Below are 19969 nucleotides of genomic sequence, written 5' to 3'. Positions count from 1 at the left end.
GGTGGCGGCCGCGAACGCGACCAGGCCCGAACCTGCCGGGAAGCTGATGCCGATCGGGAAGCGCGTGTGCGAATCGCCGCCGGTGCCGACGGTGTCGGGCAGCAGCATGCGGTTCAGCCACGAGTGGATCACGCCGTCGCCCGGGCGCAGCGCGATGCCGCCACGCGTGCTGATGAAGTTCGGCAGCGTCTGGTGCGTCTTCACGTCGACCGGTTTCGGATACGCGGCGGTGTGGCAGAACGACTGCATCACGAGGTCGGCCGAGAAGCCGAGGCACGCGAGATCCTTCAGTTCGTCGCGGGTCATCGGGCCCGTGGTGTCCTGCGAGCCGACCGAGGTCATCTTCGGTTCGCAGTACGTGCCCGGGCGCACGCCCTGGCCTTCCGGCAGGCCGCACGCGCGGCCGACCATCTTCTGCGCGAGCGAGAAGCCCTTGCCGCTGTCGGCCGGCTGGTGCGGCAGGCGGAACAGCGTCGACGGCGCGAGGCCGAGCGCTTCACGCGCCTTCGCGGTCAGGCCGCGGCCGATGATCAGCGGAATGCGGCCGCCGGCGCGCACTTCGTCGAACAGCACGTCGGACTTCACCTGGAATTCGGCGATGACCTTGCCGTCCTTCAGCGCCTTGCCTTCGTACGGGCGCAGTTCGACCACGTCGCCCATGTTCATCTGCGACACGTCGAGCTCGATCGGCAGCGCGCCGGCGTCTTCCATCGTGTTGTAGAAGATCGGGGCGATCTTGCCGCCGAGGCACACGCCGCCGAAGCGCTTGTTCGGGACGAACGGGATGTCTTCGCCGGTGAACCACAGCACCGAGTTGGTGGCCGACTTGCGCGAGGAGCCGGTGCCGACCACGTCGCCGACGTAGGCGACCAGGTGACCCTTTTCCTTCAGCGATTCGATGAACTTGACCGGGCCGCGCTTGCCGTCTTCTTCCGGCGTGATGCCCGGGCGCGCGTTCTTCAGCATCGCCAGCGCGTGCATCGGGATGTCGGGGCGCGTGGTGGCGTCCGGTGCCGGCGACAGGTCGTCGGTGTTGGTTTCGCCGGTGACCTTGAACACGGTGATGGTCAGGCTTTCCGGCACTTCCGGACGGCTCGTGAACCATTCGGCATCGGCCCAGCTCTGCAGCACGGCCTTCGCGTGCGCGTTGCCCTTGTCGGCGAGTTCCTTCACGTCATGGAACTGGTCGAACATCAGCAGGGTTTTCTTCAGCGCGTCGGCGGCGACGGCCGCGACGGCTTCGTCGGACAGCAGCTCGATCAGCGGCTGGATGTTGTAGCCGCCGAGCATCGTGCCGAGGAGTTCGGTCGCGCGTTCGCGCGAGATCAGCGGGCAGGCCGTCTCGCCTTTCGCGACGGCGGCCAGGAAGCCGGCCTTCACGCGGGCGGCTTCGTCGACGCCGGCGGGCACGCGATGGGTGATCAGGTCGAGCAGCGTCTGCTCTTCGCCGGCGGGCGGGTTCGTCAGCAATTCGACCAGTTCGGCGGTTTGCTGAGCCGTCAGCGGCAGGGGAGGAATACCGAGCGCGGCGCGGGCGGCCACGTGAGCACGAAAGTTTTCAAGCATGGGGAGACCTGCTGATATTGCGTTGGAGGGGAAGGCCTTGCCGGCACTCCGGGGCTATTCCAGGCACTGCTTTGAGCGGGATTCTAATCTCAATGAGGTGGAACGTCAAATGTCTTATGTCTTATATAAGACTTGGCGGTGCGAAAGACGGGAGGCGCGGCTGCATGGCGGAGTCGGCCTTGTCGGGCGGGGTCCTGCGGGCGGATGCGGGGTGGCGGTTCAGGTCGTCGGTGTCGCACATATCTGTACAAGCCTGCAGGAAACGGTACACACGGCGCGCATTCGGACGGCTACGCTGCCTGCACGCAGCTTGCAATCGGGTTTCGGAACGGGGGGCGGGGGCACGCGCGCGCCTGCCGATCCGGCCCGAGTGGCGGCGATTCCCTTGACTTCGGCGATTCACGACATGCGCTCCAGAGACGCGATTTTCCTGATGGTGGCGCTCGTCGCGTCAGTGGCCGTTCACGCGGCCACGACCGGCGACGCAGCGCGCGACGCGGCCAGCCGGCCGGTCGCGCTGGTCTATCGCGGTCCGGCCGCGTGCGACGGGTGCCCCGAAACCATCGCTGCCCGCCTGCGGGAGTCGGACTACCGGTTCCGGGTGATCTACGTGGGGCCGGCGGAACCGCTCAAGATCACGCCCGCGGCGCTGGCCGGTGCGGCGCTCTATGTGCAGCCGGGCGGCGGCCAGGACATTCCAGGCGCGGCAGCCAGCATCGGCCGACATGCAATCAGGGCCGTGCGCCAGTACGTCGCGAACGGCGGCCGATACCTGGGGCTCTGCATGGGCGCGTACCTGGCCGGCGCGCAGGGTTTCGGGCTGGTTGCCGGCGATATCGACTCCGAGGTCGACCGGCCGGGTTCGACGCTGCACGGCATCGCCGACACGGTGACGCCGGTCGTCTGGCGCGGGAAAAAGCGTTGGATCTACTACCAGGACGGCGCGAGGCTGCCGGTCGCGCCGCTCGGCTCCGGCGGGATCGTGCTGGCGATCTACCCGAACAAGGACATCGCGGCCGCCACGTACCGCTATGGCAAAGGGCGTGTCGGCCTTGCCGGCCCGCATCCCGAAGCCGATGAAAGCTGGTATCGCGAGAATGGGCTCAAGAACCCGGACGGCGTGGCGCCGGACATGGCCTACGACCTGATCAACGCGACGATGAAGCCGTAGCGAAGCGGCCGTGGCGCGCGGCTTATTTTCGTTTGGCTCGGTATGCGTCGAGGTTTTTCCGTGCCTGCGCGCGGATCGCGCGCTGCATGAAGGGCGTCCAGCCGAGCAGCGCGCCTTTCATCCCGAGCGCCTGACGCGCCCAGCGCCACAGGTCGAAATGGTCGCGATGCTCGACGATGCGTCCGTCGCGAAACCGGAAGCGGGCGTCGATCCGGTTGACCACCCTTCGTCCGGTCGCGGCGAACCGGTATTGCGCGCTCCACTTCGCGCGCCCGGCCTGGTCGTCCGCGGCGACTTCGCCGAACGTCAGCGAGAACTCCTGGGCCCGCGCGACCAGCATTCGCCACATGTCGCGCGCGAGTTCGCCGCGCAGCTCGCCGAACGCGGGATCGCTGAACACGATGTCGTCGGCGTAGCACGCGAGCATCGCGTCGATGTCGCGCTGCTGGAAGGCCGTGTAGAAGCGCTGGATCAACTCGGTGTTCGAATGGGGCATGTTGGGCGTAACGGGCAGGGAGGGCGGACGGTGACGTCCGTCGAAATGTCGATCGGGGCAGTGGCGGCGGGCAGCGCGAACCGGTGCCCGCACCCGTGACTTCGGGCGTGGCTGGCTCGCCGCCGGATGATGATACGCGTCAGCGCGCCGCCATCGCGACGTCCTGATTGCCGCGGCCCGTCACCAGACAGCCCGACATGAAGGCCTCGCTCTGGCTGCCGGCGGCGGCTTCGCCGAAGCCGCGACCGAGCGCGTCGGCCTTCACCTGCGCGGCGCCTTGCTCGCACGCGAGCGGGCTGGCGTCGCGGCCCTGCGCGTGCAGGATCGCGCGATCGCCGATGAGATACGCCAGCAGGGCAAAAACAGCGATATGGACGGCTCGTCTCATGGTTCGTCTCCTCGTCGCCCAAGCGTACGCGGACACGTTCGGCGAAGCACTTGGGGCTTCCCCCGGTAAACGTCTGCTGAAAGCGGTGGCGGAGCAGGGCGATCCCGTCCTGTTTTTACTTCGCCGTTCGACGGGCGGGCAATGCGCGGGAGTTTGACGAATGTCAGGGTGCGGGCAGGCGGCGGCGGTCACGCGACCGTTCAAGGCGATAGCATGAATGCATGATTTGACGGAACGCGACGCGAGGTCGATGCGTCAGGTCCGGCAAGCACGCAGGTGTTGAATATCGCTGTCGAAATAGTGAGGAATCCAAATGTTGAACGTCTCTTCCGTGCTGATCAGTCTTGCCCCGATGTGGGCCATCCTGCTGCTGGCGTCTTCGGCGGCCGCCTATTTCGTGTTCTGGCGCAAGGCCATCGACTGAGCGTCGCGCGACAGCGTGCGCACCATGCGCACGCACGACCCGCCGCTCCCGTTATTGCACCGCCGTCACCGGTACGTTCGAAATCCGCACCAGCCGGGCCATCACGCTGCGCCGGAACACCGCCATCAACGTATGCAGCGGATCATGCCGCGGCGCGACCACCACGATTTCGTCGCAGCCGGTTTCGGTTGCCACGGCCGCGATCATGTCGGCCACCGGGCCGACCTTCATCACGACGGTGTATTGGACGCCGGCCTCCTTCAGAATCCGCTCCGCCATCGCCAGATCACCGGCCGCGAATTTTTCTTCGATCGCACGCAACCGCGACAGCGGGTGCCAGGCCTCGAGCCGCGTCGATTCGAGCGGCGCCTGTACGTTGATCAGCACGACCTCCGACGCGCAGCGCTCGCGATACAGAAACGTCGCATGGCGAACCACCTGAAGCGAGCGCGGCGAATGACCGACCGGAACCAGCAGCTTGAGCATGGACGATGAACCCGGAAACGAAGTGCTTCCAGCGTAGCGGGCGGCCGCGCGAAACGATCTAAAGAGATCGGCTGGCCGCATAAAAATGTCGTCAACACGCGCGGTCCCGTGGTGCGCCGATTAAAAATATAAGAAATTTAAGTTTATGCGCATAAACGATTTCATCCAGCGTGACGGTCTGGGCAGTTCGGCATGGGGCGCCCGGATTTAGTCGGATCTTCAATGAATCGCGACCGAAAATATCGGAGGTCGAGTATCCGGCGTCACGTAGAGTAGAGCATCGGCCGCGGCGCGGCGGCCTCCCGGCGGGCAGGGGAGCGAGCGCCGTCAAGCGGCCCGCCATTCCGACTCCAGGAGACCCCGCATGCCGCACGGCGCCCCGCAGTTTCTCGCTCCCGCTTCCATTTCCGTCGATCCGATCGTGCGCCTGTCGGCCGGCGAACTCTCGTCGGCGATCCGCACCAAGGCGGTTTCGTGCGTCGAGACGATGCGTGCGTATCTCGATCACATCGAGCGCGTGAACGGCGCGGTCAACGCGATCGTCGCGCTGCGCGACCGCGATGCGCTGCTGGCGGAAGCCGCGGAAAAGGACGCGGAGCTGGCGCGTGGCGAATACCGCGGGTGGCTGCACGGGATGCCGCAGGCGCCGAAGGATCTGGCGATGACGAAGGGGCTGCGCACGACCTACGGCTCGCCGATCTTCCGCGAGAACGTGCCGCAGGCCGATTCCGTCGGCGTCGCGCGGATGCGCGCGGCCGGCGCGATCTTCATCGGCAAGACCAATACACCCGAGTTCGGGCTCGGTTCGCACACGTTCAACGAGGTCTACGGCGCGACGCGCAACCCGTACGACCTGACGAAGAGCGCGGGCGGCAGCAGCGGCGGCACGGCGGCGGCGCTCGCGTCGCGGATGCTGCCGGTGGCGGACGGCAGCGATTTCGGCGGGTCGCTGCGCAATCCGGCCGCGTTCTGCAACATCGTCGGCTTCCGTCCGTCGCAGGGCCGCGTGCCGCGCTGGCCGGGCGTCGACGTGTTCGTGCAGCAGCTCGGCATCGAAGGGCCGATGGGCCGCACCGTCGGCGACGTCGCGCAACTGCTCGCGATCCAGGCCGGCTACGACCGCAACGATCCGCTGTCGCTCGCGGAAGATCCGGCGGTGTTCGCGCAGCCGCTCGACGCGGAGCTGCGTGGCAAGCGCATCGCGTGGGTCGGCGACTGGAACGGCTATCTCGCGACCGAGGCCGGCGTGCTCGCGCAGTGCGAGCACGGTCTGGCGACGCTGCGCGAGATCGGCTGCGACGTCGATGCCGCGCTGCCGGCGTTCGCGCCCGCCCGGATCTGGCGTTTGTGGCTCACGCACCGGCACCTGCTGTCGGGCGGCGGGCTGCTCGCGCACTATCGCGACCCGGCGCGCCGCGCGTTGCTGAAGCCCGAGGCGATCTACGAGGTCGAAGGGCTGCTCGCGCTGCAGGGCGCGGTGGTGTTCGATGCGAGCGTCGAGCGGACCGCATGGCATCAGGCGGTGCTGAGCTTCTTCGACCGCTACGACTTCATCGCGGCGCCGACCGCGCAGGTGTTCCCGTTCGACGTCGAGCAGCGCTGGCCGAAGGAGATCGCGGGCCGCGCGATGGACACGTACCACCGCTGGATGGAAACGGTCGTGCCGTGGACGCTGGCCGGCTGCCCGGTGATCAACGTGCCGGTCGGCTTCAACGACGCAGGGTTGCCGATGGGGATGCAACTGATCGGGCGCCCGCGCGCCGATCTCGCCGTGCTGCAGCTCGCGCACGGTTACGAGCAGGCGGCCGACTGGGTGGCGCGGCGCGTGCCGGCGTGGATGGCGGCGTGATGGCGCGGCCGGCAGGCGGGTGGTAAACGGTAGCCGCCGGTAGTCGGTAGCCGGCAGCCGGGCGACGAAACGGGCGGCGACGGCTGCCCGTTTCGTTTTGCATCGCTCGACGCGAAGCGCGCCGGCGGATGCGTTTCATCGCGTCGCGGGCGCGGGCCGCAGCCGGCGCCCATTGATGCAACCCGAGAAAGAATCGCGATGCGTGCCCGACATCGCGCGGCAAACGTGCGCGAATCTGCGCGACGGGGTGCGTCGGTCGCCGAATTGCAAGCAGCGGCGCGGCCTGATTTCGTTTCGATGTGTTTCAGTCGTTGCGGCGGCGCGCGACGCGCTTCGACAATATCGCCTCAACACAATTCGGGCACGAGGGAAACACATGAAGCACATTCGCGCGACGGGCCGGCATCTGGCCTCGGCAGGCATCGCGTTCGGCCTCCTGGTGAGCGGTGCCGCGCACGCGCAGCTCGACCTGCAGTCGATCGGCGCGTCGCTGCTCGGCGGCGGGCAGCAGCAGGCGGCGCCTGCGCAGGGCGGTGTCGCGCAGTTGCTGCAGGCCTATGTCGGTGCGAACCAGCAGGTGCTGAACGGCCAGTCGTCGCTCGCGTCGGCGATGGGGCTGACCGGGGCGGCCGGGCAGGCGCAACAGGCCGCGAGCCAGTTGTCCGGCGGCGATGCGCTGTCGCCGGCCACGCTGTCGCAGATGGGCGGCGCGCAGCAATCGGTGTCGCAGGCGCTCGGCCAGGCGTTCGCGAGCGGCGGCGCCACGCACGGCCCGATCGACAAGCAGGCGTTCAGCAACGGCCTCGCGTCGCTCGGCCAGGGGCTCACGCAGTATTCGCAACTGCAGTCGGGGCTCGGTAGTCTCGGCTCGACGAGCGCCGCGTCGCTGCTGCAATCGGGCCTGAATCCGCAGAGCATGCAGGCCGCGTCGTATATCGCGCAAAGCGCGCCGGGCCAGTTGCAGTCGCTTGCCGCGACGCTCGGCCAGGCCGTACAGTTCGCGACGAGTCAGGGCATTTCGGTGCCGCCGGTAGCGTCGTCCGCGCTGAAGCTGCTGCCGTAACGTAGTGCCGGTGCCGGTGCCGGTGCCGGTGCAAGCGCGATGCGCGGCCGGCATCGCGCGCGCCGGCTACGCACAATAGTCCCGCACACCATGGGGATTTCGCGCGATGCTATCGTGGCGTGTTCCCTTATCGGTGCCGGTTCATGACTGACTCGTTCGATCTCTCGCGCTATTTCTCCCGCATCGGCTACGACGGCCCGGCCGAGCCGACGCTCGACGTGCTGCGCCGGCTGCATCTGCTGCACCCGCAGGCGATTCCGTTCGAAAACCTCAATCCGCTGACCGGCGCGCGCGTCGCGCTCGACCTGCCCGCGCTCGTCGACAAGGTGATCGAACGCCGCCGCGGCGGCTATTGCTTCGAACTCAACAAGCTGTTCTACACCGCGCTCACGACGATCGGCTTTCGCGTGACGCCGCTGATCGCGCGCGTGCGCTGGATGCGGCCGCCCGAGATCGTCACCGCGCAGACGCACATGCTGCTGCGCATCGACCTCGACGGCGCGGCGTGGCTCGCGGACATCGGCTTCGGCAGCGCGACGCTGACCGCGCCGCTGCGCTTCGTGCCGGGCGAGCGGCAACTGACGCCGCACGGCGCGTTTCGCGTGATCGACGCGCCGGTCGACGGCGAATTCGACATGCAGTTCGAGATTCCCGACGGCTGGCAGACGACCTACCGCTTCTCGCTGAAGCCGGCCGAATGGATCGATTACGACGCCGCGAACTGGTTCACGTCGACGTATCCCGAATCGATCTTCGTGAACGACCTGATCGCGTGCCGCGTGCTGCCGGACGGCCGCGCGGCGCTGCTCAACACCGTGCTGACGCTGCGCGACGCGGCCGGGGCCGGGCGCACGGTCACGTTCGACAACGCAGCCGACTGGGCCGCGTGCCTGCGCGACACGATCGGCATCAATACAGCGGGATTCGATCTCGACGCGCTGTTCGAGCGGCTCGCGGCGCACGCCGCAAAGTAACGCGGACGCACGACCTCCGACGGCGGCCCCTGTACCCATGCCGCCATCGTTCTCGATTGACTTTTGCTAGATTGCTAGCATACTAGTACCCATGACCGACGAAGAAGTGAAGCAATTCAACGTGTACCTGCCGCTCGGCCTGATCCGGCAGGTCAAGCATCGCGCCATCGAAACGGAGCAATCGCTGTCCGCGCTGGTGGCCGACGCGTTGCGCGCGTATCTGGCCGCGCCGCCGCCCGGCGCGGGACCGTCCAATCAGGAGGAGTGAGCATGTCATCCGAACGAATCGAAGCCGTGTATTTGACCACGCACAACTGGGGCAAGTCGGCGAAGTTCTTTCAGGCACTGGGTTTCAAGCTGGAATTCGAAACCGATCACCACTCGGGCCAGTTGCGCAGCGGCGACGGTCCGTTCCTGTTCATCGCGGAAGTGCCGCCGAGCGAACCGCCCGACATGCAGGTCGTGCTCAAGGTAGCCGACGAGCAGGCGGTGCAGCCCCAGCCGATCGTCGACGTCGTCACGCCGTTCGAGGACACGCACTGGGGCACGCGCGACATGACCGTGCGCGATCCGGACGGCCGCGTGTGGCGCCTGCAGGCGCCGGGCAAGCAGGGCGCGTGAGGTCGACATGACGGATAACCGCGAAGACGATGCGCCCGACAGCACGGCCGCACGCGTCGCGCTGTGGCGCGCGTTGCACGTCGAGCTCGACGCCCCACCGCATGTGCTCACGGACGAAATCGGGCTGCAATTGCTCGCACCCGAACCCGGCTGGCAGCAGCGCGGCGACATGGACCCGCAGTTTACTCGGCCGTTTCGCGCGTCGATCGTCGCGCGGGCGCGCTTCATCGAGGATCTCGTGACCGAGCACGCCGCGCGCGGCGTGCGCCAGTACGTGATCCTGGGCGCAGGGCTAGACAGCTTCGTGCAGCGCCGGCCGGAGATGGCATCGCGCGTGACCGTGTTCGAAGTCGACCAGCCGGCGCCGCAGCGCTGGAAACAACGCCGCCTGGTCGAACTCGGCTACGGCGTGCCCGACTGGCTGCGTTTCGTGCCGGTCGATTTCGAGGCGAAGCAGTCGTGGCGCGACGCGCTCGTCGGTGCGGGCTTCGATGCCGGCCAGCCGGCGGTCGTGGTGTCCACCGGCGTCAGCATGTACCTGACGCGCGAAGCGAATGCGGCCGCGCTGCGCGAAGTGGCGTCGCTCGCGCCGGGGTCGACGTTCGCGATGACGTTCCTGCTGCCGCTCGAGAACGCGGCGCTGGACGTGCGCCCGGGGCTGGAAATGGCCGCGAAGGGCGCGCGGGCGAGCGGCACGCCGTTCATCAGCTTCTTCATGCCGGACCAGATTCAGGCGCTCGCTCGGGAGGCCGGTTTTGCGAAGGCCGAACACGTGTCGGCCGCCGAGCTGACGCGCCGTTATTTCGCCGATCGCACGGACGGCCTGCGGCCGCCGAGCCGCGCGGAAGAGTTGCTGGTCGCGACGGTTTGACCCGTCGCATCCGTCACGCGCGTCACGCCCGTTCGAGCACGGCCATTTCCCGCACGACCACGAGCAGCACCGCGAGGCTCGCGCCGCCGGATGCGCGCAGATCCGCGAGCAGGTGCTCGTAGCGCGCGAGCGCGGCCTCGCGGCGCGCGCGCCATGCGCCGACGATCGTGTCCGGCGTGGTCGAATCCGGCGATTCCGCGAGCGCGCTGGTCGCGAGCGTGCGCTTGAGCCGCGCGACTTCCGCGAGTGCGGCGGCGCGCGCGAGCATGTCCCAGTGCGTCGGCGTCGGCAGGTTCGCCGCGCGTTCGCCGATCCAGCCGTAATTGAGCAGCGTGCCGAGCGAGAAATAGACGCCCGCGACGAGTTCGAGGCTGCGGTTGCAGGTCGCCGCCACTTCGGCGATGTCGAGCAGCGCGGCCGAGATGTCGCCGCTCGCGACGCGTACCGCGAGCGCGCTGTCGACGCCCGCGTCGACCAGCACGCGCTGCCGCTCGGACAGCGCTTCCAGATCGTCGCCCGGCAGCAACGACGGCAGTTGCGGCGCGATCCGCTGCACCGCGTCGCGGCAACGCGCGATCAATCCGGCAACGCCGCCGTCGGCCACCGCGCCCGACTGCAGATGCCGCAGGAACCACAGCGCCGCGCGCTCCAGCAGCCGCGCGACGTCGACGAACATGCGCGCCTGCACGTCGTCGGCGACGCGGTTGTCGAGCGCATCGATATCGCGCCACACCGCATCGAGGTCGAATACGTCGCGCGCCATGATGCAGGCGCGCACGATGTCGCCCGGCTTCGCGTCGGTTTCCTCCATCAGCCGGTGCACGAATGCGCAGCCGACGCGGTTCACGAGCGCGTTGGTCAGGTGCGTCGCGAGAATCTCGCGGCGCAGCGGATGGCGGCGCATCGGCTCGCTGAAGCGCTGTTGCAGCGGCTTCGGGAAGTAGTCGACGAGCATCGCGGCGACGAGCGGGTCCTCGGGCACGTCGGATTCGAGCAGCGCATCGTAGAGCCACATCTTGCTGTACGCGAGCAGCACCGCACGCTCCGGCGACGTGAGGCCGAGCTTCGCGGCCTGCCGCTCGGCGACTTCGTCGTCGGTCGGCAGGAATTCGATCACGCGGTTCAGGCGGCCCGCGCGTTCGAGCCAGCGCATCAGCCGCGCCTCGGCGTCGAGCAGCTCGACCGCATAGCGGCCCGCGATCGACAGCGCCTGCGTCTGGTAGTAGTTGTCGCGCAGCACGAGCAAGCCGACTTCGTCGGTCATTTCCGCGAGCAGCGCGTTGCGCTGCTTCTCGGTCATTTCGCCGTCGGAGACGACAAGCCCGAGCAGGATCTTGATGTTGACTTCGTGATCCGAACAATCGACGCCGGCCGAGTTGTCGATCGCATCGGTATTGATGCGGCCGCCGCGCTGCGCGAACTCGATGCGACCGAACTGCGTGCAGCCGAGATTGCCGCCTTCGCCGACGACCTTGCAGCGCAGGTCCGCGCCATTCACGCGCACCGCGTCGTTCGCGCGGTCGCCGACCTGCGCGTGGGTTTCGCGCGCCGCCTTCACGTAGGTGCCGATGCCGCCGTTGTACAGCAGGTCGACCGGCGCCTGCAGGATCGCGCGGATCAGCTCGGTCGGCGGCAGCGCGTGCGCGTCGATGCCGAGCGCGGCCTGTACCGCCGGCGACAGCGGGATCGTCTTCGCGGTGCGCGGATACACGCCGCCGCCCGCCGAGATCACCGACGTATCGTAGTCGGCCCAGCTCGAGCGTTCGAGCGCGAACATGCGCTGGCGCTCCGCGAAGCTCGTCGCCGGGTCGGGGTTCGGGTCGAGGAACACGTGCCGGTGATCGAACGCGGCGACGAGCCGGATATGCGGCGACAGCAGCATCCCGTTGCCGAACACGTCGCCCGACATGTCGCCGACGCCGACCACGGTGAAGTCGGTCGCCTGCGTGTCGATGCCCATTTCGCGGAAGTGCCGCTTCACCGATTCCCATGCACCGCGCGCGGTGATCGCCATCTTCTTGTGGTCGTAGCCGACCGAGCCGCCGGACGCGAACGCGTCGTCGAGCCAGAAGCCGTATTCGTGCGAGATCGCGTTCGCGTAGTCGGAGAAGGTGGCCGTGCCCTTGTCGGCGGCGACGACGAGATACGGATCGTCGGGGTCGTGGCGCACCACGTCGGGCGGCGGCACGATCGCGTTGCCGGCGAGGTTGTCGGTGAGGTCGAGCAGCCCGCGCAGGAACGTCTGGTAGCACGCGATGCCTTCGCGCATCCACGCTTCGCGATCGCTCTGCGGCGGCGGGTTCTTCACGACGAAGCCGCCTTTCGAGCCGACCGGCACGATCACGACGTTCTTCACCATCTGCGCCTTCATCAGCCCGAGCACCTCGGTGCGGAAATCCTCGCGGCGATCCGACCAGCGCAGGCCGCCGCGTGCGACGCGCCCGCCGCGCAGGTGCACGCCCTCGACCCGCGGCGAGTACACCCAGATCTCGAACATCGGCTTCGGTTCGGGCAGGCCGGGCACCTTCGCCGGGTTGAACTTGAACGACAGGTACGGTTTCGGCTCGCCGTTCGCGTCGGCGAGGAAGTAGTTCGTGCGCTCGGTCGCGTTGATCACGCCGAGGAACTGGCGCAGGATGCGGTCCTCGTCGAGGTTCGGCACCTGGTCGAGCGCGCCTTCGATCGCCTTCAGCAGCCGTTCGGCCTGCACGTCGCGCGTGTCGCCGATGCGCGGGTCGAAGCGCAGCAGGAACAGTTCGACGAGTTGGCGCGCGATCGCCGGATTGCCGGTCAGCGCGCGTTCGATATATGCGTCGCTGAAGGTCGAGCCGACCTGCCGCAGGTATTTCGCATACGCGCGCAGGATCGTCACTTCGCGTGCGCTCAGGTGGGCGCGCAGCACGAGGCGGTTGAAGTCGTCGTTCTCGATCCGGCCGCTCCAGATCCGGTCGAATGCATCCTCGAACAGGCCTTTCACGCGCTCGATGTCGAACTCGGTATCGTCCGCGAGCTCGAGGCCGAAATCGTGTATCCACGCATGCGCGCCATCCTGCGTCTGGATCCGGTATGGCCGCTCCTCGTCGACGCGCACGCCGAGATGTTCGAGCATCGGCAGGCTGCGCGACAGCGCGATCGGGTCGCCCGCGCGATAGACCTTGAAGCGGAACGCGCGCGGCCCGGCCTCGATCGGCCGGTACAGGTTCATCGCGAGCTGGCCCGAGTCCTTCACGCGCTCGATCAGCTCGATGTCGCGCACGGCCGTGCGCGCCGGATAGTCGTCGCGATAGCCGGCCGGGAACGACTCGGCATAGCGTTGCAGCAGACGGTTGCCTTGTTCTTCGCCGAATGCGTCGAGCAGCGCGTCGGCGAGATCGTCCTGCCAGCGGCGCGTGACTTGCACGAGCCGCGTTTCGAGTTCGCGCGTGTCGACGTCGGGCATCGTGCCCGGTTCCGCATGCACGACGAAATGAATCCGCGCGATCGCCGATTCCGACAGCAGCGGCGTGAATTCGACGTTCACGCCGTTGTACGCGTCGACCAGCAGCTTCGCGATGCGGCGGCGCAGGTCGGTGTTGTACTTGTCGCGCGGCACGAACACGAGACACGACACGAAGCGGTCGAACCGGTCGCGCCGCACGAACAGGCGCGTGCGCTGGTGTTCCTGCAGGCGCAGGATGCCGAGCGCGATGTCGTAGAGCTGGTCTTCGTCGGCCTGGAACAGTTCGTCGCGCGGATAGGTTTCGAGCACCGTCACGAGCGACTTGCCGAGATGCCCCTTCGGCAAAAAGCCCGCGCGCCGCACGATGTTCGCGCACTTGCGGCGCACGATCGGGATCTCGGCGCTCGACACCATGTATGCGGTCGATGTGTAGAGCCCGATGAAGCGGCGCTCGCCGGTGACCTTGCCGTCGGCGCCGACGAGTTTCACGCCGACGTAGTCGAGATAGCCGGGCCGGTGCACCGTCGCGCGCGAATTCGCCTTGGTCAGGAAGATCGGCCACGCGCCGGTGATGATGTCGGCGGCGGCCTGCGGCAGCGGCGTGACGTCGGGCGCGTCGGACGTGCGCAGCGATTCGCGCAGGATGCCGAAGCCCGAGCCCTCGATGCCGCGCAGGCCGAAGCCCGTGCCGTCCGACACGAGCGCGTAGTCGCGCTGGCCGAGGAACGTGAAGTGATCGGCGGCCATCCATTCGAGGAATGCGCGCGCCTCGATGTCCTCCGCGGTCGCTTCGCGCGCCTTCATCTCCTTGATCGTCGCGCGGGCGATGTCGACGATCTTCGGCCAGTCCTCCACCGACGCGCGCACGTCGCCGAGCACGCGTGCGATGTCCTCGCGCAGCGTGTCGAGCAGCGCGGCGTCGCCGCAGCGGTCGACTTCGAAATGGATGAACGACGCGAGTTGCGACTGGCCGTCGCTCGAGGTCGCGCCGCCCGCGTCGACCCGCTCGATGCCGCCGCCGGCGCCGCGCCAGATGCGGAACACCGGATGCAGCGCCGAATGCAGCGCGAGCCCGAGACGGTTGACGGCCATCGTCACCGAGTCGACCAGGAACGGCATGTCGTCGTTGACGATCTCGATCACCGTGTGATCGGAATGCCAGCCGTGCTGTTCGAGGATCGGGTTGTACACGCGCAGGCGTTCGCTGCCGGGCACGAATTTCTGGGCGGTCTGCCAGTGCGCCATCGCGGCGCCGTACAGGTCGGCGATGCTGCGATTCTGCAGATCGTCGGCGTCGACGAAATCGTAGTAGTGACGCAGGAAGGGTTCGACGATCCGGAACGTGGCTTCGGGCAGGCGGGCGCGCGCGAATTCGACGACATCGGAGAGCAGGTGTGCGACGACTTCCTCGTTCTTCGCTTCCATGGCGGTCTCCGTCGGGTGGCCATTGGCTGCTGCGTCTGTCCGGCATTATGCGCCGATTGCGTGACAAAGCGATGTGCGGGTGCACAAGGGCGGTGGGTGTGAGGCGGGCATCTGCAGCGCCCGGACGCTGCAGATGTGGGTCAAGTCAACTCCGGCGGCTTCAGGTCGGGATGTCGCATGTAGAGCGGGTTCATGAAGTCGAGTAGCATCGTGTTCAATAGCGAGGAAACGAAGTCGCGATAGGCGATGAATTCTGAATCCGGGCACGACGCCTTGACTGTCAGCAGAGAGCGATCGAGATCGGCCCCCATTTGTAGGATCATATCGTTCAGGGCGTGCGCGACTTGCTTGTCCGTGATCATGGGGTTCACCTTGTTAGCATCCGGCTAGTGCGTTGCAACTGTTGACGCAGTTCCGTGGATACGGATTTGCAGGCGCCGGGATTCGCGAAGGAAATCAACGAAAAAAGCAGGGCGGCGGAGTAACCTTTGAGTGTTCTGATTTTCACGGTGTCTACTTGCAGTAATGAGTTGCGTATCGGCATGAATTTGCGTGCCGGAGTTCATTGCTGGCGATGACACCGATGAAGGTGAGTGGCTGGCTATTGTGATAAATGCGATTATTTTTAAACTAATTGAAAATAGTTGTTAATTAAAATGCAGTGATGAAATTGTCTGTGTGATGATAAAAATAGTAGTTGTCGATGTTGATGTCAATGACAATATATTGGGATAACTAACGAATGTGAGCACCTGAGAGCGAGGTGCCGCGTCCTCGTGGTGCGGACGCAGGCCTTTTACGGGGTGTTGTCAGCCCTCGTCGCTCCACAGCTTGCCGGCGGTCGCCCAGTTTTCCTTCTTCACGTCGGTGAGGATGATGTCGACCGAGCCCGGCGCGCAGCCGAGCGTTTCGCACGTGACGCGTGTGATTGCTTCGACGAATGCGCGCTTCTGCTCGACGGTGCGGCCTTCGAATAGCTGGATATTGAAAGTCGGCATGGCATGAGGCTCCGGTTGGAATGGATTGAACGATTGACGGTGAACGATGCGGTCGGGTGCGGAGGCAACGTCAGTCGCGATACGACGGATCGATCCGGTCGAGCCGGCGCAGCAGCGCCGGCCATTCCAGTTCGCCTTCGATTGCGCCGCCGTCGAGCAGTTGTTCCGCGGTGCGCTCGGCGATGGCCGGCGCCGGCAGCACGAGCGGTCCGCCGCCGGCCTGCGCGCGCACCTGGATGTCGCACGCCTTGATCAGCGTATCCATCAGCACATAGGCTTCGGCGACGGTCCGGCCGACCGTCAGCGTGCCGTGGTTGCGCAGCAGCAGCGCGGATTTCGCGCCGAGGCTCGCGGTCAGCCGCGCGCCCTCGGCCGGCGAGAACGCGAGCGCTTCGTAGTCGTGGTACGCGAGGTCGCCATGAAAGCGCAGCGCATGCTGCGACGCCGGCAGCAGCCCGTCGCGCTGGATCGACACGGCGATGCCGGCCGTATTGTGCAGGTGCATCACGCAGACCGCGTCGGCGCGTGCGGCGTGCACGGCCGCATGCAGTGCGAAGCCGGTCACGTTGACCGCGTGCTCGCTGGCGCCGATCCGGTTGCCGGCCAGGTCGATCTTCACGAGGTTCGACGCGCGAACCTCGTCGAACGTGAGGCCGAACGGATTGATCAGGAAGTGGCCGGGTTCGCCCGGCACGGTCGCGGACAAATGCGTGTAGATCAGGTCGTCCCAGCCGTTCAGCGCGACGAGCCGGTACGCGGCCGCGAGGTCGACCCGCAGCTTGCGTTCGGCGTCCGAGATCGGGCCGCCGGGCTTCACGGCATCAGGACGGTATGCGAATGACATCGGGTTCTCCGAGGGTGAAGCGGCGCGCGACGGCTACGGTCGCCCACGACGCGAGCGCGAACGGGGCCGTGAACACGGGGATGTCCGCACACATCGCGAGCCACTGGAGCAGCGCGGCGAGGGCGGCGGCCGCGAGCGCCGCACGCGGGCCGCGCGGCATCAGCGCGAGCGCGGCGAGCGCACCGTTGAAACCGAGCAGGCCGTCGGCGAATGCGCCGCCGCTCGCGCCGAGCGCGACCAGCAGCACGGTCGAAACGAGCGCGCCGCCAAGCGCGAACACGGCCGCGCGGCGCGACGCGACGGCGAGGCCGGCGACGACCAGCGCGCCGGCCCACGCGCCGTGCGCGAAGGTGGTTTGAGCGACGCCCGACAACAGCGCGGCGGCAGCGGAATCGAACGTCAGCAGCGCGTCGGCGCTCGCGCCGTCCGCATGCTGCAATGCGACAAACGGCAGCCACAGCGCGGTGACGGCCAGGCACGGGCTCGAATACGGGCACTGACGCCAGCGGGCGAGCGGCTTGCGCATCGCGCGTTGCACGAGCGCCGCGCCGATCGCGACCAAGGGTATCAGCGCGACGGCGGCGAGTGGATGGGGCGCGAACAGCACGGCGATCAGCGCGGCCAGCGCGCCGTTGAAGCCGTGCAGCCCCTGTTCGACGTCGCGGCGTTCGGCGCCCATCAGCACGGCCGTCATGCTGGCGGCGGCCGAGCCGACCAGCGCCGCGCACGCGAGCCGCAGGTCGGTCAGTGCCAGCGCGACGAGCAGCAGCGCGCCGGTGAGCGCATTCGCCTGTAGCACGACCTGCCCGATGCCGCGCAGCAGGATGCGCAGGTCGATCGACGGCGAGGCGGGGCGGGCGGTAGGCATGATGGCAGCGGAACAGGATGAGCCGCGAGCATAGGACACTCCGCGATGCACCGGAATAGGGAATTCTGGATAGTCAGGATTTGAGGTCGATGCCCTGAAACGGGGCGTCGAGAGGTGCGGGGCGCGTACTTGGAGGTGTTTTGTTGGCATTTTCGCGAGATTCCGGCGATTCGATATCAAACTTGCGCCATCGCTATTGTTTTCGCGTGCCCGCTGGGCTGCCGCCAAGGGGGGGCCAATGCGCGTCAGTTTCAACGCTCTAGCGACCGGGCCGCCGAGCTGGACTCGATCGACGGTGACATTCCGGATAGCGATGATTTATGTGACGATGCCCCGACACGGGATACCAAGGAGGTGGAACGATGCGTGAGGTGCGGTGGGCGTCGCTCGAAGGCGACGGGGTCGAACATCTGACGTTCGACCGCAGTGGCGGCGCGATCGTCGTCGAAAGCGCCGTGGTCGGCCAGCGGTACGGCCGCGCGTACGGGCTTGCGTATCGCGTCGAGTGCGATTCGCAGTGGCGGGTGAAGTACGCGGTGCTCAAGGTGATGGGCGGCGGCACGCTCGAGCTGCACGGCGACGGGGCCGGGCACTGGCGCGACGGTTCAGGCCGCGAACTGTACGAGCTCGCCGGCTGCATCGACATCGACATCGCGGCGACGCCGTTTACGAATTCGCTGCCGATCGGCCGCCTCGAGCTCGCGCGCGGCGAGCGGCGGCCGATCGACGTCGCGTACATCTCGACGCCCGACCTGACGGTCACGCCGGTCAAGCAGGCTTATGCGTGCATCGAACCGGGCCGCCGCTACCGCTACGAAGGGATCTTCCGGAATTTCACCGCGGAAATGGACATCGACAACGACGGGCTCGTGATCGACTACGAAACGCTGTTCAAGCGCCTGCCGCCGCTGCGCTGAACTGCGGCGCCCGTTTGCGCGGCCGGCGCCGCCGCCGGTACTGCCGCGACCGCGGGCCGTTCATGCGCGGACGCGAACCGGTCGATCCGCGACGCGATCAGGTCGGGATGGCGCAGCACGATCCAGTGCGTGCCATCGATTTCCTCGCGCACGTGGTCACCGAGCCAGCGGTCGAGGTCGACCGACATCTCGGGGGTCACGTAGCGGTCGCGTACCGGGACGAGGATCTGCACCGGCGCCTGCGCGTACCGTTCACGCGGCTTGCGGGCCCGCGCGAGAAAGTTCGCACGGTACATCTGCATCCCGTTCAACGCGTTCTTCAGTTGCACGGGATCGCGCTCGGCCCGCACGCGTTCGGTGAGCTGGAGCCAGCGCGGCCACAGCGCGGCCCCGCCGAGCCGCCATACCAGCGACGGCACGACCGGCAGATGGAAGAACCCGATGTACCACGACTTCAGGCTCTGCTTGAGCCGCAGCTTCGCGCGGAACACGTGATCGAGGCACGGGCCCGAGATCGACGTGTACGACGCGATGCGGCCGCGCAACGCCGGGTCGGTCACGGCCTCCCAGCACTGGATCGAGCCCCAGTCGTGGCCGACGAGATGGAACGGCCGGCCGCCGCAGGTCGCGTCGGCGACTGCCTTCAGGTCGCCGGCGAGCCGCTCGAGCGTGTAGTCGGCGCGGCGGCGCGGCGCATCGGATGCGCCGGCGCCGCGCACGTCGTACGCGATCACGCGGTAGCGCTTCGCGAGCCGCGCGCGGATCGGCGCCCACACGGCCGCCGAGTCGGGATAGCCGTGCACGAGGATCAGCGGCGGCGCGCGGCGCGACCCGCTTACGTAGACGGCGAGTTTCACGTCGCCGGACTGGACGGTCAGCATCTCGTGAGCGCGCGCCATCGCGTCATGCCTGCGCGACCGAATGCAGCGGCACGCGGCGCGGGGCGGCTTGCGCCGCATAGCGCGCGTTGGTCGCGTCGATGTTCTCGAGCAGCGTGTCGAGCTCCTGCAGGTATTGATGGTTGTCGTGATCCCACGGGTGGAAGCCCGGACGGAAGTAGTCGAGCCATTCGCGCGCGATGCTCGGGAACACGCCGTTCTTCGGACTGTACAGATACTTCACGAGGCGCCACATGCCGCCGAACTTGCCGTGTTCTCGACGGTGCGCGCGCATCAGCCGCACGTGGAAGTCGAACACGATGGCCCAGAAGAATACGGTCGTCGTCAGCATCGTGCCGGTGCGCAGCAGGTAGCTGCCGAGGCCCGGCTTCATCACGGTGCGCCACACGTCGTAGGACACCGCCTTGTGCTCGGTTTCCTCCATCGCATGCCACATCCACATCTGCTGGTAGCCCTCGACCGAGCCGTCGATCCGGTGTTCGTGGCCCGACAGCAACTGGTTCGCGAGGATCGCCGTGTAGTGCTCGAGCGCGATCGTGATCGCCAGCTGCATCGAGTGCGGCAGCACCTTCTTGAACCAGCCGAGGATCGTCCACAGGCGCTTGTCGAGCTTGTGCGCGGGCAGGCCGGACGCCTGCAGCAGGTCGTTGTACTCGATGTGCTCGCGCGT

Annotated in this window: 19 protein-coding genes; 8 read left to right on the top strand and 11 right to left on the bottom strand. The window is 67.4% G+C overall.

Features of this window, described 5'->3' with window-relative positions:
• Positions 1 to 1566 (bottom strand): bifunctional aconitate hydratase 2/2-methylisocitrate dehydratase (locus tag JMF90_RS01675; RefSeq protein WP_201324940.1); only part of this gene is annotated, 1566 nt, incomplete at its 3' end.
• A gap of 211 nt (positions 1567 to 1777) precedes the next feature.
• Here JMF90_RS01675 and JMF90_RS01670 point away from each other — a divergent pair.
• Complete coding sequence (locus tag JMF90_RS01670) at positions 1778 to 2737, top strand: BPL-N domain-containing protein (RefSeq protein ID WP_227746102.1); 960 nt, start codon at positions 1778 to 1780, stop codon at positions 2735 to 2737.
• Between the two features lie 22 nt (positions 2738 to 2759).
• Here JMF90_RS01670 and JMF90_RS01665 read toward each other — a convergent pair whose 3' ends face one another.
• The 3 genes from JMF90_RS01665 to JMF90_RS01655 form a co-directional block, all read right to left on the bottom strand.
• The gene (locus JMF90_RS01665; protein ID WP_011547438.1) at positions 2760 to 3233 is read right to left on the bottom strand and encodes a nuclear transport factor 2 family protein; all 474 of its coding nucleotides are present in this window, start codon (positions 3231 to 3233) and stop codon (positions 2760 to 2762) included.
• A 139-nt stretch (positions 3234 to 3372) separates the two neighbouring features.
• Positions 3373 to 3621, bottom strand: a complete 249-nt coding sequence (locus JMF90_RS01660) for a hypothetical protein (RefSeq protein WP_006478739.1) — start codon at positions 3619 to 3621, stop codon at positions 3373 to 3375.
• Between the two features lie 475 nt (positions 3622 to 4096).
• Positions 4097 to 4531: a universal stress protein gene (locus JMF90_RS01655; RefSeq protein WP_011694775.1), complete on the bottom strand. Its 435-nt coding sequence runs from the start codon at positions 4529 to 4531 to the stop codon at positions 4097 to 4099.
• Between the two features lie 364 nt (positions 4532 to 4895).
• On the opposite strand from JMF90_RS01655, the gene JMF90_RS01650 reads away from it, so the two are divergent.
• The 6 genes from JMF90_RS01650 to JMF90_RS01625 all read left to right on the top strand — a co-directional run bounded on the left by JMF90_RS01650 (position 4896) and on the right by JMF90_RS01625 (position 9909).
• On the top strand, positions 4896 to 6380 hold the full coding sequence (locus JMF90_RS01650) for an amidase (protein ID WP_011547441.1): 1485 nt from the start codon (positions 4896 to 4898) through the stop codon (positions 6378 to 6380).
• 376 nt (positions 6381 to 6756) lie between these two features.
• Positions 6757 to 7443 (top strand): hypothetical protein, encoded by a 687-nt coding sequence (locus JMF90_RS01645; RefSeq protein ID WP_011547442.1) that lies wholly within the window; start codon positions 6757 to 6759, stop codon positions 7441 to 7443.
• Between the two features lie 143 nt (positions 7444 to 7586).
• On the top strand, positions 7587 to 8417 hold the full coding sequence (locus JMF90_RS01640; RefSeq protein WP_011547443.1) for an arylamine N-acetyltransferase: 831 nt from the start codon (positions 7587 to 7589) through the stop codon (positions 8415 to 8417).
• A 91-nt stretch (positions 8418 to 8508) separates the two neighbouring features.
• Positions 8509 to 8685: a ribbon-helix-helix domain-containing protein gene (locus JMF90_RS01635; RefSeq protein ID WP_006478745.1), complete on the top strand. Its 177-nt coding sequence runs from the start codon at positions 8509 to 8511 to the stop codon at positions 8683 to 8685.
• Between the two features lie 2 nt (positions 8686 to 8687).
• On the top strand, positions 8688 to 9038 hold the full coding sequence (locus JMF90_RS01630; RefSeq protein ID WP_011547444.1) for a glyoxalase/bleomycin resistance/extradiol dioxygenase family protein: 351 nt from the start codon (positions 8688 to 8690) through the stop codon (positions 9036 to 9038).
• Between the two features lie 7 nt (positions 9039 to 9045).
• On the top strand, positions 9046 to 9909 hold the full coding sequence (locus JMF90_RS01625) for a class I SAM-dependent methyltransferase (RefSeq protein WP_011547445.1): 864 nt from the start codon (positions 9046 to 9048) through the stop codon (positions 9907 to 9909).
• A 22-nt stretch (positions 9910 to 9931) separates the two neighbouring features.
• Here JMF90_RS01625 and JMF90_RS01620 read toward each other — a convergent pair whose 3' ends face one another.
• From JMF90_RS01620 to JMF90_RS01600, 5 genes are all read right to left on the bottom strand, one after another.
• Complete coding sequence (locus tag JMF90_RS01620; protein WP_011547446.1) at positions 9932 to 14773, bottom strand: NAD-glutamate dehydrogenase; 4842 nt, start codon at positions 14771 to 14773, stop codon at positions 9932 to 9934.
• A 140-nt stretch (positions 14774 to 14913) separates the two neighbouring features.
• Positions 14914 to 15135: a hypothetical protein gene (locus JMF90_RS01615; protein WP_012339784.1), complete on the bottom strand. Its 222-nt coding sequence runs from the start codon at positions 15133 to 15135 to the stop codon at positions 14914 to 14916.
• A gap of 447 nt (positions 15136 to 15582) precedes the next feature.
• Entirely contained in the window at positions 15583 to 15771 is a 189-nt protein-coding gene (locus tag JMF90_RS01610) for a 4-oxalocrotonate tautomerase (RefSeq protein ID WP_011547447.1), read from the bottom strand.
• Between the two features lie 70 nt (positions 15772 to 15841).
• Positions 15842 to 16615, bottom strand: a complete 774-nt coding sequence (locus JMF90_RS01605) for a class II aldolase/adducin family protein (RefSeq protein WP_011547448.1) — start codon at positions 16613 to 16615, stop codon at positions 15842 to 15844.
• Positions 16593 to 17483 carry an urea transporter gene (locus JMF90_RS01600; protein WP_011547449.1) on the bottom strand — a complete coding sequence of 297 codons (891 nt, stop codon included), beginning with the start codon at positions 17481 to 17483 and terminating at the stop codon, positions 16593 to 16595. Before JMF90_RS01600 ends, JMF90_RS01605 begins: the two co-directional genes overlap by 23 nt.
• Positions 17484 to 17845: 362 nt before the next feature.
• On the opposite strand from JMF90_RS01600, the gene JMF90_RS01595 reads away from it, so the two are divergent.
• Entirely contained in the window at positions 17846 to 18400 is a 555-nt protein-coding gene (locus JMF90_RS01595; RefSeq protein ID WP_011547450.1) for a putative glycolipid-binding domain-containing protein, read from the top strand.
• On the opposite strand, the gene JMF90_RS01590 is transcribed toward JMF90_RS01595, so the two are convergent.
• The gene (locus JMF90_RS01590) at positions 18361 to 19299 is read right to left on the bottom strand and encodes an alpha/beta fold hydrolase (protein WP_011547451.1); all 939 of its coding nucleotides are present in this window, start codon (positions 19297 to 19299) and stop codon (positions 18361 to 18363) included. The two genes, JMF90_RS01595 and JMF90_RS01590, sit on opposite strands and share 40 nt — an antisense overlap.
• 4 nt (positions 19300 to 19303) lie before the next feature.
• Positions 19304 to 19969, bottom strand: a 666-nt coding sequence (locus JMF90_RS01585) for a metal-dependent hydrolase (protein WP_201324939.1), incomplete at its 5' end; no start/stop codon positions are given.

The organism is Burkholderia sp. E168m23 (assembly GCF_016586125.1).
Taxonomy (GTDB): domain Bacteria; phylum Pseudomonadota; class Gammaproteobacteria; order Burkholderiales; family Burkholderiaceae; genus Burkholderia; species Burkholderia orbicola.
Note: the sequence above shows the minus strand (reverse complement) of the source record. Positions and strands in the feature narration are given on the sequence as shown.

Bases quoted from the DNA above. Each gene is read 5' to 3' on its own strand.
- JMF90_RS01665 (WP_011547438.1), bottom strand. From the start codon at position 3,233: ATGCCCCATTCGAACACCGAGTTGATCCAGCGCTTCTACACGGCCTTC.
- JMF90_RS01660 (WP_006478739.1), bottom strand. From the start codon at position 3,621: ATGAGACGAGCCGTCCATATCGCTGTTTTTGCCCTGCTGGCGTATCTC.
- JMF90_RS01655 (WP_011694775.1), bottom strand. From the start codon at position 4,531: ATGCTCAAGCTGCTGGTTCCGGTCGGTCATTCGCCGCGCTCGCTTCAG.
- JMF90_RS01650 (WP_011547441.1), top strand. From the start codon at position 4,896: ATGCCGCACGGCGCCCCGCAGTTTCTCGCTCCCGCTTCCATTTCCGTC.
- JMF90_RS01645 (WP_011547442.1), top strand. From the start codon at position 6,757: ATGAAGCACATTCGCGCGACGGGCCGGCATCTGGCCTCGGCAGGCATC.
- JMF90_RS01640 (WP_011547443.1), top strand. From the start codon at position 7,587: ATGACTGACTCGTTCGATCTCTCGCGCTATTTCTCCCGCATCGGCTAC.
- JMF90_RS01635 (WP_006478745.1), top strand. From the start codon at position 8,509: ATGACCGACGAAGAAGTGAAGCAATTCAACGTGTACCTGCCGCTCGGC.
- JMF90_RS01630 (WP_011547444.1), top strand. From the start codon at position 8,688: ATGTCATCCGAACGAATCGAAGCCGTGTATTTGACCACGCACAACTGG.
- JMF90_RS01625 (WP_011547445.1), top strand. From the start codon at position 9,046: ATGACGGATAACCGCGAAGACGATGCGCCCGACAGCACGGCCGCACGC.
- JMF90_RS01620 (WP_011547446.1), bottom strand. From the start codon at position 14,773: ATGGAAGCGAAGAACGAGGAAGTCGTCGCACACCTGCTCTCCGATGTC.
- JMF90_RS01615 (WP_012339784.1), bottom strand. From the start codon at position 15,135: ATGATCACGGACAAGCAAGTCGCGCACGCCCTGAACGATATGATCCTA.
- JMF90_RS01610 (WP_011547447.1), bottom strand. From the start codon at position 15,771: ATGCCGACTTTCAATATCCAGCTATTCGAAGGCCGCACCGTCGAGCAG.
- JMF90_RS01605 (WP_011547448.1), bottom strand. From the start codon at position 16,615: ATGTCATTCGCATACCGTCCTGATGCCGTGAAGCCCGGCGGCCCGATC.
- JMF90_RS01600 (WP_011547449.1), bottom strand. From the start codon at position 17,483: ATGCCTACCGCCCGCCCCGCCTCGCCGTCGATCGACCTGCGCATCCTG.
- JMF90_RS01595 (WP_011547450.1), top strand. From the start codon at position 17,846: ATGCGTGAGGTGCGGTGGGCGTCGCTCGAAGGCGACGGGGTCGAACAT.
- JMF90_RS01590 (WP_011547451.1), bottom strand. From the start codon at position 19,299: ATGGCGCGCGCTCACGAGATGCTGACCGTCCAGTCCGGCGACGTGAAA.